Annotated in this window: 7 protein-coding genes; 6 read left to right on the top strand and 1 reads right to left on the bottom strand. The window is 41.3% G+C overall.

The features are described from left to right. The coding region (locus HMPREF9074_RS09720) for an HYR domain-containing protein (protein WP_034540486.1) at window positions 1-6870 on the bottom strand (6870 nt) is incomplete at its 3' end. Window positions 6871-7312: 442 nt separating this feature from the next. Here HMPREF9074_RS09720 and HMPREF9074_RS09715 point away from each other — a divergent pair. The 6 genes from HMPREF9074_RS09715 to HMPREF9074_RS09690 form a co-directional block, all read left to right on the top strand. Next, the gene (locus HMPREF9074_RS09715) at window positions 7313-8176 is read left to right on the top strand and encodes a nucleotidyltransferase family protein (RefSeq protein ID WP_009388634.1); all 864 of its coding nucleotides are present in this window, start codon (window positions 7313-7315) and stop codon (window positions 8174-8176) included. Between the two features lie 50 nt (window positions 8177-8226). Then, window positions 8227-9270, top strand: a complete 1044-nt coding sequence (locus HMPREF9074_RS09710; RefSeq protein ID WP_009388636.1) for a phosphotransferase enzyme family protein — start codon at window positions 8227-8229, stop codon at window positions 9268-9270. A 65-nt stretch (window positions 9271-9335) separates the two neighbouring features. After that, window positions 9336-10493 (top strand): galactokinase, encoded by a 1158-nt coding sequence (locus HMPREF9074_RS09705; protein ID WP_009388638.1) that lies wholly within the window; start codon window positions 9336-9338, stop codon window positions 10491-10493. Between the two features lie 12 nt (window positions 10494-10505). Next, window positions 10506-11570: an aldose epimerase family protein gene (locus HMPREF9074_RS09700; protein WP_009388640.1), complete on the top strand. Its 1065-nt coding sequence runs from the start codon at window positions 10506-10508 to the stop codon at window positions 11568-11570. 6 nt (window positions 11571-11576) lie between these two features. Further along, window positions 11577-13142, top strand: a complete 1566-nt coding sequence (locus HMPREF9074_RS09695) for a UDP-glucose--hexose-1-phosphate uridylyltransferase (protein ID WP_009388641.1) — start codon at window positions 11577-11579, stop codon at window positions 13140-13142. A gap of 70 nt (window positions 13143-13212) precedes the next feature. Further along, a partial coding sequence (locus tag HMPREF9074_RS09690) for a carboxypeptidase-like regulatory domain-containing protein (RefSeq protein WP_034540483.1) occupies window positions 13213-13971 on the top strand: 759 nt, incomplete at its 3' end.

Below are 13971 nucleotides of genomic sequence, written 5' to 3'. Positions count from 1 at the left end.
GCTCGCATACAACTGAGTTGTAGGCGATACCTGCAAACTGAGTGGGGCATATATCTCTGCCGATACAGTAGTCTGACATCCATAACTATCTGTTATCGTAAAGGTATGGACACCTACTTCTAACGCATCAGGGTAAGTATATATCGTATTGTTAAATGTATAGGTATTACCACTACCCACACGCGTTACTTTATAGTTATTGCCATTACCATTAGTAACAGTTAGCACTACTTTCTTCTCAGCATTGCTACTATAACATAATGAGGTAGGAACTGCCGATACGGTAAGGGTGCGCAAACCATCTATTACAAAAGTAGTAGAGGTAGTACAGCCTTTGGCATCTTTTATCACTATAGTATAAGTGCCTGCTGGTATATCGCCTATCTCATAAGGGTTAGGGGTAGGTGTTGAAGGTACAAAAGTTCCATTTACTGTCAGCACTTGATACTGATAACCATCAGTATTACCACCTGTAGCCGATACTTTCACCTTAGCCTTTTCACCATTGAGGCAAGTTACTCGCTCCAATAATACTACTGAAGGCACTATAGGGGTAGGTTCTCCTATCTTGTATTCTACTGTACCGATACAGTTAGGCTGTAGAGCATCTTGTATCTGCACACTACCACTCTGGGTAGCTTCTAAGCCTGTGATAGTAAACACTCCTTGGGCATCAAGAGTAGTAGGTGTCCAAGTAACCATAGAGGTATTAAGAGCTGCTACCGCATATTTAATATTTACCGAAGGTGCATTAAGTACGCGTATACGCACCTGTCCATCAGCGGCTCCTATACAGCTAACATTCTTTTCTGCACCGTATTTCTCTACTCGCATCTGTTTGTTAGCCTCTATATTAATAAGTTTTGTAACTTTTAGTTCACAATAAGTAGTAGCTTGTGCTACTTTCAGATTATCAAGAGCAAAGTCACTACCTAAAGCACCATATGCGTGTGGTGCAGAACTAAGCACTCGTATTTGTATGTTGTTATTAGTAAATCCTGCTACTTCAGCTGCTGTAAAGGTAACACTTAAGTTCTTCCAGCTCGCTCCGTTAGTTACATCTCCTAATGGCTTAGTTCTAAGTGCTGTACCATCAGCTTTGCAAAGGGCAACTCTAAACTGAGCAGGTACTCCACCACTACTTAATAGGCTCACGGCATCTACACTCACCGTTAGAGGTATACCCAAGGCTACTCCCGTAAGAGTGCGCTTATACACTACCTCGTTATTACCATTACCTGCTACGGCTAAGTATCTACCACCTGTAGGGTCAGTAGGTACTGTCCAATTAGCTTTTGCTGGAGCTTGTTTAGTAATGAGTTGTTGTCCATCTTCTAGGGTTGTACTGCTTGTAGCACATACTAAATCAGTATTAGCACTTTCTACACAAGTATCTACATCGCCTGTTCCAAAATCCTCTGTAAAGAGTACATTAGGAGTAGTTGATGAATTCGCTGGGGTATAATACACCGTTAGTGAGTGTGCCCCTGGTGCTAAGGTACGGTGAATAGTATTCCCTACAAGCGTTTGTGTAGCACTACCATCTAATATATACTGGTAGGTTTGCGATACAGTAGACGATACCGTAATCGTTACCGCGCCATAACCATTATCACAACGATATGCTATAGGACTTAAGCTAATGGTCGGCATAGTTGTCAGCTCTACTGTTATCGGAATGCTCACTCGGCAATCTTTACTATCTTTTACATAAATAGTACTGCTACTGCCTATATAGCCTATATTATCAGGCACATAAGTAGCCTCTCCATCAAAACTATAGCGATATGGAGGGGTACCTCCTGATACATTATTTACTGCTACTTTGTATTGATTATTCGCCGTATCACAAGAGCGGTCAGCTACTACCCCCGCATAGGCTCTAAGCGGTGCTTGAGGTGCTTTTATCACTATCGGTTTCTTAGTATAGCGACAAGTAGAGCCTGCTACATTCGAAACCATTTCCACTTCATAAGTACCTGCTGGCAAACCTGTGAAAAGTCCACCGCCAGTAGTTTTAAACACTGGTAACACACGTGCCCCCGCGTTGTCTAACTTATATAAGTTGATAGTACGGTTTACATTCTGACTTCCTGGTGCGAAAATCATATTGATATACCCACTATTAGGGGTACTCTCACATTGTATCTCTTGTGTAGCCGATACAGTAAAGTTATGTGGTGATGGCGGACTTATCAGTACTTTGTTTGAGTATGCCTTCGCTCCATTGCGCTGGTCACCTACTATAAATTCGTATTCACCCACTTGGGTAATATTAGGCACTTCTATATCTACTCCTGTAGCCCCTTGACTGGCTAATTGTATACCAATAGGAGCAGAGCCCAAAGCTGCTGCCTCGTTAGCGTACTGTTTCTGACCGTCTATCTTCCATATATAGAAGCGGTAAGTTGGCTGTCCTGCTTCTGCTTTTAACTGCAACTTAGCCGTGTTGCAAGACCCTTCTTTAAAGCCTTTAAAGGTAGCCGTCATCTTCATATCGGTTTGCTTACCGATAGTCTCATTAGCCGTATACTCACAATTTGGTATCTGGGGTGAAGTAAACTTAAAGCGGTAAGTACCTTCTGTTAGATTTTCTATAATACCTATATTATCGGTCTTTATATCGGTACGCAAAAGAGTACCATTCCTATATATCTCTACCTTATATTGTACGCCACTGGCACTTAGTTGGTAGTCTACCGAACCTTGCTCAAATGGGGTTTCGTCTTTCTTATTAGACAGACTACCTAATAGCCCACTCGTAATCACCTGAAAATAGAACGCCTTATCACAACCTGAGTTTAAGAATTTCAAACGATATAAGCCTGCAGTTGTAAGCGTAAAGGTTTTACCTGAGCTTAATGTACTCCAGCAGTCGTCTGTCTCTATACGGCAGTTAGGTTGGGCTGCTGCCTGACTATTGCAGCTACCATTCCACGTTTGCCACTCATAAGGAGTATTGTTATAAGGTACCGATATAACTTTCGAGCCTCCTTGACAGAGGTAGAACTGACTCGTCCATCCACCAGTTCCTGCACAAGTAACCCCTATATTTTGGGCTTGCGCTTTAATAGGGTCTACCATATTTCCTATTGATTGATAATCAATAGTTTCAGTAACGGTAAGTAGTGTACCGTGACAAGAAATTGTTTTCTCTACCTTATATACTCCTGGGTTTATCGGGCTGTACGAAGGATTCGTCTCTCCTATAATAGGCCCATTGCTATCATACCACTGATAAGAGGTAAAACCTCCTATAGCATTAAAGGTCATCGCTCCTGTACCACACATTAGCTCTTGGCGGCCACAACCCGATACATTTACTGTCGTAGAGATAGCCCCTGTTTGGGTAAACTCAGCTGACTGACAGCCGTAAGGCCCTCCCTCATAGGTAATTGATAAGTTAGTAAGTACATAGCTTTCACAAGGTTTTAGCAGTACACTACAGTCATTGCTTACCTTCATCGGTATACGTATTACCCGTTCTGGGTCGCCCAATTTAAGAGTTGATTGGGTATAATTCTCCCCTATACCAAACTTATACGACTTATTAGAGGCAGTGTAAGCCGAAGTAGGCTGCGGGTTCTGCCAACTACCATCGCCTGCACCACTAAGGTCAGGTGCCCCATTAGGCTGTACTGAGGTATTGTCTGGCAACGTTACATTTATAGTGGCCTTATTAATATTTTCAGAACCTGTATTCTCATACCTTAGCTCGTAGTAAAACTGCTGGTTAGGCTGCAACTGGGTAAGGGTATTACCCCCAGCATCAGTATAACGTTGGGTAGTTTTAATCTGTAGCCCACGCGGCTTAACCGTTATAAGGAAAGAGCAAGAAGCCGTATTGCCTGAGCCGTCTGTAAAGGTATAAGTAACCGTATGTACACCTATATTGAAATAGCTATTAGGAGTGTGTGATTGCCAACGAGTAACTGCCCCTCTACACGTAGGGTAGGCTTCTGGCTCACGCCAACGTACCTGCTTACCGCATTGTCCTTGGTCTACTGTTACCTCTATATCATTAGGACAAGGCGTTCTAAAGTAAGGAGGCTCGTCTATAGGCGGTAGTACCACTGTAGCGGTTTTAGTGTAAACAGTGTTATTAGTACAACCTACATTTGGTTTTAGGGTGTATTCAGCCAAATAGGTAGTAGTGGTATAGATATTCTCCCAGAAGCTCGAACCTATTTTTATAGGGGCTGATGTAGTTTTATTGCCATCAGCATCAAGCTTAAACCACTTAATATCAAAAATATGCTCAGAAAGCCCTAACTTCACCCGCGCCTGATTGCCTGTACAGAAAGGTACAGGGCGGTCTATCACCAAGAACGGATTAAAGGCATTGCTTATATCTATATCTATATCCTTAGGCACTACTTGGCATCGGTGGTCTGTCTCTATACGATAGAAGCCCGTAGTAAGCCCTTCAAAAATATGGAAATACTTATTATCGCTTGCCTGATAGGTTTTAGAGTCTATCAGTGTAGAGGTAGTAGCTGTAGCTGTAGCCTTGCGGTACAAACGGTAAGTAATAGGGAAATACACCTCTTGCCCCGTTACGTCTACCGCTATCATACCCGTAGCGCTACCTTTATGACAAATAACAGGGTTAATTACCGGATTAAGCTTCACAAGCGGCGGAATAGTAATCTCTTTATAAAATTCATTGTTATACAAATACGGAGTAGTAGGGTCTGTAATACTATATCTATCGTATTTATTTGTACCCGTATTATGGAAAAGTCCGTGACTGAGATATACATTAGTAAAATACAACCTATACTTGCCCGGTAATAAGTTAGTAAAACTACCGGTTTGGGCATTGAAATAGTTGCCTCCTGTAGAAGCGTGATTATTCACATACGGCCAAGATTTATATCCCCATTGGTCTTCTATTTCCTGTTGCAAATATACTCTTTCATAATAATTATCATCTGCCACAGTGATATTTCTCCCTATGTTAAAATTTATCTTTCCTACCTCACAATCTTTTTCATAGTTCACTTTAGGGTTAAACGAAACGGCTCCTAACTGATACTCTCTAACGGTCGTAGCTCCACAAGCATCCGTTACAGTAAGGCGGTACCTACCGGCTGGCAAGTTTGTATAACCATAAGTACTCCAATATGTTCTTATTTCCAAGTTTAGTGGGAAAGAAATGGTACGAGTTTTAGTATCGCTAAAAGCAACAGAACCTTGATAGGTGACCGAAGCAACTCCATCAGCTCGCTCTACCTTTAGTTTAAGAGGATAAAAGAATTTATCAATATGATCAGGATATATCTTAAAAGCCCCCGTACCTGCATACATCCCTAAGCCGGTTTGTAGCTTATCCCATATTTTTATAACAGGACGTGCTTGAGGAGTAGGCATTGGCGGAATTGCCCCCATATTGTAATGAGGCACTACAAACTCATTCGAACAAGCTACAGGGCAGCCCCCCGGCTGATTCTTATATATATACCGATAAGTAGCCCCTGGTGTAGATGGATAAGAAGTATTACCTTCATCTACCCAATTCCCTCCTACTTTGCGTTGTAGATTAAAATTAGAATAACCGTTAAGCCAGCCGCCTACATAAGTAGGTCTTGCTTCTCCTGTATTTACATCAGGAAAAGAGGCATTCCTACCTGTATTGCTAGAGTAGCTAGAATGTACTGAGCCTTCATGTCTCGTTAGGGTATAAGTACCACAAGTTAACTCGGTCCAAGAAAAGGAACCATCATATTTATAGCCATAAGCATTATAGATAAGAGTGTTACACCCTCCTGTAGGCATATCTAACTGATGGTCAAACTTAAAGCGTTCTCTAATTGTATTTTTAGGACCCTTTATTACAATCTCTACATCATCACCTTTAGCAAAAGGATAGCCTGGTACTGTATAATAGGCATGATAATAATTAGGAGATCCTGCATAAAAAGAAGAAGAAAAATCAATAGCAGGTTTACTTGAGTTTTTAAAATATGCCACTGCAGTACCTGGTTTAGTAAACCAGTCTCTTAGCTCTGCATTATAATCAGTAAGATTACGCCATAGATAGTCGCCATCTTTCCTACTAATATAAATCTGCATATTGTAGTGGCTACAATTCTCACTACTCTTATACATATAACGGCTTTGGGTAGCTATTTCAATACAGTTTACCGTATATCTATGAACCACGGAAGGTATATAGAAAGACGGATAACGGCGGGTCTCCCCACATTGGTCGCTTACATTGGTCTTATCCTTTACCTGTACTATAATATAGGTATTAGGTTGCACCGCAGGGCTTTTTACCTCTATATAACCATTGTTAGCTGGACGCTGAAAGGTTTGAGTGGGCACTAATACCGTACCATCCATTTTCAGTAGTGTTACCTCAAATGGCCCTATCCCTCCATTGGGGATCTGAAACTTCACCCCTCCGTTTTGTACAGCTCCTCCGCAGTAGCTCACTGGTTGTATAGCGGTAAGGTTCTGTATATTCATAAGCTTATAGTTAGACTCAGCGTCTACCTCGCGCTCATCAAAAGCACCCGTATCCTCATCGCGTACAATCACTTTATACTTAATCTTCTCAACCTTAGTGCCGTTCCATTCTTCAGCCTTTAGGTTATAAAAAGTATATTCAAAAGGAGCTCCTGGCGAAGGCTGCGTCATTCTAAACATATCACCATCGTGCCCCCCCCCTTGTAGCTCTATAATAAACTTACCACTCGAGGGCAAACAAATAGAAGGAAACGGACTCATATCACGGGCTGTTACCTTTATTTGGTTATCAGTAAAACAGTTCCCTTTGATAAAAGTCACCTGTACGTTGATACACTGAGCATAGCCCACTGCACCCAACATCAAAAATAGAATTGCTGTAAGAAACTTTTTCATTGCGTATAAAATACTCATACAATTAATGCCACAAAAGTACTATTTTTTTTTATAACTACCAAGAAGCTCCCACTCACCTCTTAACACTTTTCCATAAAAAAAACCTATTTACTTTATTATCAACAAATTACATAATGTTAAACTATTGTTAATATTAATCACTAACATTTAGCCCTTAGCCTTATCACCTATTAAAACCAACACCTATACTAAAGATACACCTACACTATAGGAACACTATAGGAACACCGAAGGTTCCCCTTTGTCACGTCCCACCTGTCCCAACCCTCCCAATCCTCCCAGCCTTCTCAACCGAAATTAAAAAAAATTAACCATTAATAATTGATAATTAATAAATATTTTATATCTTTGCCACGACTTACACCAAACAACACATTTGCACCGTATTTTTTAACCTTATCATATTGAAAATTAACAGTATATGACAACATTAGTAATATTAGCGGCTGGTTTAGGCAGTCGCTTTGGCTCCGACAAACAGTTAGAAAACATCCATAATGGCAATGCTCTCTTCGATTATGCTATCTATGATGCCCTCGAAGCAGGTTTTGATAACATCGTGCTTATCATCCGTCGCGCAATAGACGACCTCGCACGCCAACACTTAGAAAACCGTTTTGCCGGAGTGCCTATTACTTACGTATATCAAGATGATTTCAACCCTAAAGGAATAGAGCGCAAAAAACCTTGGGGTACGGGGCACGCTATGCTATGTGTAAAAGACTTTGTAAAAGGGGCATTCCTTATCGTAAATGCTGATGACTACTACGGAAAAGAGGGGTACCGCCTAATGTATGAGGCTCTAAACTCAGAAAAAGAAAAGACTTTCTTCTCTGGTGGCTACCTGCTCAAAAATACGCTTAGCGAAAATGGTACCGTATCACGTGGTATCTGCCAAGTAGATGAAAACCACCACTTGCTGTCTATCAACGAGGCTACCAAGTTGCGCAAATTAGATGAGCACACCGCCATAGACGAGGAGACAAACACTCAATATCCGCTAAGCACTTACGTATCAATGAATTTCTGGGGCTTCACTCACGAGGTATTCGAGATAGCCGAACGCTATTTTGCTGATTTCGTAGAAAAGAATAAAGAAAACCCAAAAGCCGAGTTTTACATTCCAATGGTTGTACAACACGCTATCAAAGACTACGGTTACAAATTAGAGGTATTGCCTAACCACGACAGCTGGTTTGGTATGACGTACCACGAAGATTTAGCACTCGTACAAAACGAAATACAAAAGCTAGTAGATAAAGGCGCCTATCCAGACAGGTTTTAAATGCAACAACAGCAGAAAAACAAGAATTTAACAACTAATTATTTATAAGAATGAAAGAAATAGCCAATCAATTCATTTTAGAAGGAGACATCCTTTCTATTGAGCCTTATGGCAATGGGCATATCAATCGCACTTATTTGGTAAAAACTAGTGCTAACAACTATATCCTACAAGGCATTAACAGCAATGTATTCAAAACACCTCTTGCTATTATTGCCAATATCGAATTGCTGTGGGAAACACAGCCCAATAACCACATTATCCTGCCAATGATGCCTACCCAACAAGGGGGACACTCAGTAACTGCTGATGAGGTAGTATGGCGCATCTTCCCTTTTGCTGAAGGTTACACTTCATACGAATTCATAGAAGAACCTTGGCAAGCTGAAAAGGCTGCTAACGCCTATGCTACCTTTATGAAGACGTTTGCTAATATCGACACTTCGCGATTGCAAGCTACTATTCCTAATTTTCACAACGGGCATTTGCGTTTTCAACAGTTAGAAGACGCTCATAAGCAAGCCACTTCTGCTCGCAAAGAAAAAGCTAAACACCTCTACGAATTTGCCCAAGAACACAAAGTTATCTTCGATCTTATCCAAAAAGAAGTAGACGAAAAACGCATTCCGATACGCATCACTCACAACGATACTAAAATCAACAATGTACTTATCAATAAAGCGAATCCTGATGATTTCAGAGTTATCGACCTCGATACGGTAATGCAGGGTATCCTACTATACGATTTTGGCGATATGGTGCGTACCTCTGTCAGTCCAACTGAAGAAAACGAGGCTGATGACAGCAAAATAGTATTTAACACTGACTTCTTCGAGGCGCTCTGCAAAGGTTTTTCGGTAATGAACCCTGTTATGACAGAGGCTGAAAAAGCACATATAGTAGATGGTGCTAAGTATATGATTTTTATCATCGGTATCCGCTTCCTCGCTGATTATTTTAACAACGACATCTATTTCAAAACATCTTATCCTGAAGAAAACTACATCAGAGCACGCAATCAGTTTGTGTTGCTACAACGTTTAGAGGATAAAGAAGCTGAATTAAAAGCTATTGCAAGAAAATATTTTAAATAAACTTTTAGTTATTAGTCGCTTTCTAAGGACTAACGACTAATAACTAACGACTAAAAAAGAATAATATGAAACCACTAGAACAAAAGTTTAAAGAAGTATTCGGCAAAGATGCTGAACAACAATTTTTCGCCCCAGGACGGGTAAATCTTATCGGTGAACATACCGATTACAATGGCGGTAACGTGTTCCCTTGTGCTATCGACAGAGGTACTTACGGATTGGTAAGCAAACGCGCTGACCGTACTTTCCGTATGTATTCTGAAAACTTTGCCGACCTTGGTGTAATGGAATTTACCCTTGATGAATTGGTAAACGACAAAAAACACGATTGGGCTAACTATCCTAAAGGCGTGATTAAAATGTTTGTAGAAGAAGGCTTCAAAATAGACAGCGGCTTCGACTTCCTCGTATCAGGTAACATTCCTAACGGAGCGGGTCTCTCTTCTTCAGCTTCTATCGAGATGCTTACCGGCATTGTGCTTAAAGATTTATTCCACCTCTCTATCGACCCTATAGCTATGGCGCTTTTGGGCAAGAAGGTGGAAAACTTGTTTATTGGGGTAAACTCTGGTATTATGGACCAGTTTGCTATAGCTATGGGCAAAAAAGACCACGCTATACTACTCGATTGCAACACCCTAAAATACGACTACGTGCCTGTAGTGCTTAAAGATGAAGTAATCGTAATTGCTAATACCAACAAACGCCGTGGTTTAGCTGACTCTAAGTACAACGAACGTCGTGCCGAATGCGATGAAGCGTTAGCTGAACTACAAACTAAACTGCCTATCAAAGCATTGGGCGAACTTTCTATTGAAGAATTTGAAGCTAACAAAGACCTTATTAAGAGTCCTATCCGTCAGAAAAGAGCTAAACACGCCGTATACGAAAACCAACGCACGCTAAAAGCACAAAAAGAGCTTTCAGCAGGCAACTTGGCTGAGTTTGGTAAACTGATGAACCAATCGCATATTTCTTTGCGCGATGATTACGAAGTAACCGGTGTAGAACTCGACACTTTGGCGGCTCTTGCTTGGGAACAACCAGGAGTAGTAGGTTCGCGTATGACAGGTGCTGGCTTTGGCGGCTGTACCGTGAGCATCGTGAAGAAAGACAAAGTAGATGACTTTATCAAAAATGTAGGCGAGGCTTACAAAAACAAAATAGGATATGCTGCCGACTTCTACATCGCTGCTGTAAGTGAAGGCGCACGAAAACTTTAATACAAGACAAGAATGATAACCATCAACAAAAGCCTGTTCGGAACTCATAACGGACAGGCTGTCTATCAATATAGTTTACAGAACGCGAACGGTTTTCGCGTGTCTGTACTTAGCTTAGGCGGTACTATTACCGAAATTTGCGTAAAAGACAAACACGGCGTACTTAAAAACGTAGTGTTAGGCTATGCGCATTTAGAAGATTATATAGGCAATGGGGCTTACAATGGGGCTACCATAGGGCGCACTTCAGGCAGAATACACAAAGCTGCTTTCTCTATAGACGGCAAAACCTATCACCTCTACAAAAACAATGGCGAAAACTCATTGCACGGAGGTAAAGAAGGCTTCAGCAGTAAGATTTTCGAGGTAAAAGAGCTCGCTAACGGAATAGAAATGCACTATCTAAGTCCTGATGGCGAGGAGGGTTACCCTGCTACTGTAGATTTCAAAGTGCGCTATACCCTTACTGAAGACGATAGTCTGCACATCGCTTATGAGGCGGTAGCCGATGCTAAAACTTACTTAAACATCACCAACCATAGTTATTTCAACTTGGCAGGCGACTTAGAAGTAAACGGCGATGCTCAAAAGCTACAAATTGCGGCTGATAACATCTGCGAGCTGGCAGAAGGATTAATACCTACTGGCAAATACCTAGCTGTTGAAGGCACAACTTTCGACCTTCGCAAAGGGAAAGTCATCAAGGAAGGTATAGCCGAAGGACACCCTCAGTTCAATATCACTCGTGCGTACGACCACCCTTTTGTGCTCAACCACAGCGGACTGAATGCTGCCCCTCAGTTGGTATTGCATTCTCCTGAAAGTGGCATCACTATGGAAGCCTATACCACCCAACGGGTCGCAGTGATTTATACTGGCAACTTTTTAGACGAGGTACCCGTATTTGATAAGGTATGTACCCCTCAGGAAAAACCTGTTAAGAACCCTCGCTTTGCAGGAGTAGCTATCGAAATGCAGGATTTCCCCGATGGTATCAACCAACCTAATTTCGGAGTAAAACCCCTCGAAAAAGGAGAAGTTTATAAGCACGAAACTATTTATAGGTTTAGACGTTAATAAAAAATGGATATTTACATTGAAATAGAAACCCTTATTACCTATGCAGTGCTGCATAACTTGGTAAAAAAAGAGGATCGCATACTCGTTACCAATGCGGTATTAGAGAGCATTGGTTGTGATAGTTATCGCGAGTTTACCGCTGAAGAGCAGGCTCAAATAACAGCTGCCGCTCAAGCGATTACCTATCCTACAGAAGTACTCGACCGCATTGTAGAATGGGCAGCTACGCAAGGCAAACTTACTGCTGATACTATCACCTACCGCGACCTTCTAAACGCCAAGATTATGGGGCAAGTACTGCCGCGTACTTCGGTGATAGCTGCTTCTTTTTGGGAAACTTACCAAAAAGACAAAGTACAAGCTACAAATGACTTCTATGAGCTAAACAAACAGAGCAATTACATTCGTACCGATAGGATTGCTAAGAATATACTATGGGAACACCCCAGCAAATATGGTAATTTAGAGATTACTATCAACCTATCTAAACCTGAGAAAGACCCTCGCGATATTGCCGCTCAAAAAGATGTAGTAGCCACTAACTATCCCAAATGCTTGCTCTGCAAAGAGAATGAAGGCTATATGGGGCGGGTAAACCACGCTGGCAGACAAAACCTGCGTGCTATCCCTCTCAACTTGGCAGGCGAGGATTGGTATTTTCAGTATTCACCCTACATTTATTACAATGAGCACTGTATCGTCTTTTCGAGTGAGCACCGCCCTATGAAGATAGACCGCGCTTGCTTTGAGCACGTGTTGAGCTTCGTCGCACAATTTCCTCATTATTTCCTCAGTTCTAATGCCGATCTGCCTATAGTAGGAGGTTCGATACTCTCACACGACCACTTTCAAGGAGGTAAGCACGAGTTCCCGATGGAAAAAGCTACTGTAAAGGAAAAAGTGCAGTTTAAAGGGTTTGAAGATATAGAAGCAGGTGTCGTAAACTGGCCTATGAGCGTATTGCGATTGCGCGGCGACAAAGACCGCCTTATCGACTTAGCTGACCATATCTTGCAATCGTGGATAGGCTACAGCGATGAAAGCCTTGGTATTTACGCCTATACACAAGGAGTGCGCCATAATACCGTAAACCCTGTAGCTCGCTTCAAAAATGGTCAATACGAACTCGACCTTGCTTTGCGCAACAACCGCACTGATAGTGCTCACCCAATGGGGATATTCCACCCTTACGAACACCTACACAATATCAAAAAAGAGAATATTGGTATTATTGAGGTGATGGGGTTAGCTATCCTGCCAGGTAGACTCAAAACTGAAATGGCAAGTATTAAAAAGCTCCTTGCTGAAGCTATAGCTGCAGGCAAGCCGTTTGAGAACGTATATGCACAGATGAGCAACGACGAAGCCCTTCAAAAACACGCTAAGTGGATAGAGCAACACATAAGCAACTACCCTACTCCACTCACTTCTAATAGTTTAGACAGTTTTATTGATAAGGCTATCGGAGATACTTTCTGCGAAGTATTAGAAAACTGCGGTGTTTTCAAACACACTCCAGAAGGTGAAGAAGGATTTAGGAAGTTTATAAAAGCAGTAAACAATCTTTAAGAAGATAGGGAATTAGTAAATTTGCTAATTCCCTATCTTTTTACTACTTTTGCACTTTAATTTTTTCTTTATGATAAAAAAAATACCTTTTTTACTCCTTTTATTACTGCCCATAGTAGCAGTTTTTGGGCAGACACACGTGTCAGGAAAAGTTATTGACGAAAACGGTTTACCTATACCCTATGCCAATGTACTATTCCCAAAAACAACTATCGGCGGTTATACTGATGAGGAGGGGCGTTTCTCGCTATATTCAGAAAAAAAACAACGCGAATTAGAGGTTTCGCTCATAGGATATACTACTAAAAAAGTACATTTAGATAAAGATAATACCAAAGGACTAGTAATTGTATTACCCGAAGGGGTGCAGCTAAACGAAGTAACTATTATAGCAAAGCCTAAAAAAGCCCTACCCAAAAAAGAAAACCCTGCATACGCAGTGTTACAAGGCATCTGGAAAAACAAGAAAAAACGCGGACTGCAAAATGCTACGGCTTATCAGTACCGCAAACACAGCACTACCGAGTTGGGTGTGAACAACCTCGATACTATCTTCCTCCAAAAAGCCTTAGGCAAAGAATACGACACTATTAGACGTATACTTTCTGAGAAAAAATATAAAGAAACTTTCTCGCTGCCGATGTACCTCACCGAGAAAATAGAAAATGTATACGGCAATAATCAGCTGAACAAAAAACGGATAGATATAGAAGCAGAACGCTCGCAAGGTATTGTACAACAAGGATTTGGCTTAGAGCGTGTAAGCCAATCATTTGACGATTTCGACATTTACGACAATACTTATATGATACTCAACAAGCCTTTTGTT

Source organism: Capnocytophaga sp. oral taxon 329 str. F0087 (assembly GCF_000213295.2).
In the GTDB taxonomy this organism is placed as follows: Bacteria; Bacteroidota; Bacteroidia; order Flavobacteriales; family Flavobacteriaceae; genus Capnocytophaga; species Capnocytophaga leadbetteri_A.
The sequence above is the reverse complement of the archived record's forward strand: the minus strand, read 5'-3'. Positions and strand labels throughout refer to the sequence as shown.

Excerpts from the sequence above, each read along its gene's own strand:
- HMPREF9074_RS09715 (WP_009388634.1), top strand. The coding sequence starts at position 7,313 with ATGACAACATTAGTAATATTAGCGGCTGGTTTAGGCAGTCGCTTTGGC.
- HMPREF9074_RS09695 (WP_009388641.1), top strand. The coding sequence starts at position 11,577 with ATGGATATTTACATTGAAATAGAAACCCTTATTACCTATGCAGTGCTG.
- HMPREF9074_RS09710 (WP_009388636.1), top strand. The coding sequence starts at position 8,227 with ATGAAAGAAATAGCCAATCAATTCATTTTAGAAGGAGACATCCTTTCT.
- HMPREF9074_RS09705 (WP_009388638.1), top strand. The coding sequence starts at position 9,336 with ATGAAACCACTAGAACAAAAGTTTAAAGAAGTATTCGGCAAAGATGCT.
- HMPREF9074_RS09700 (WP_009388640.1), top strand. The coding sequence starts at position 10,506 with ATGATAACCATCAACAAAAGCCTGTTCGGAACTCATAACGGACAGGCT.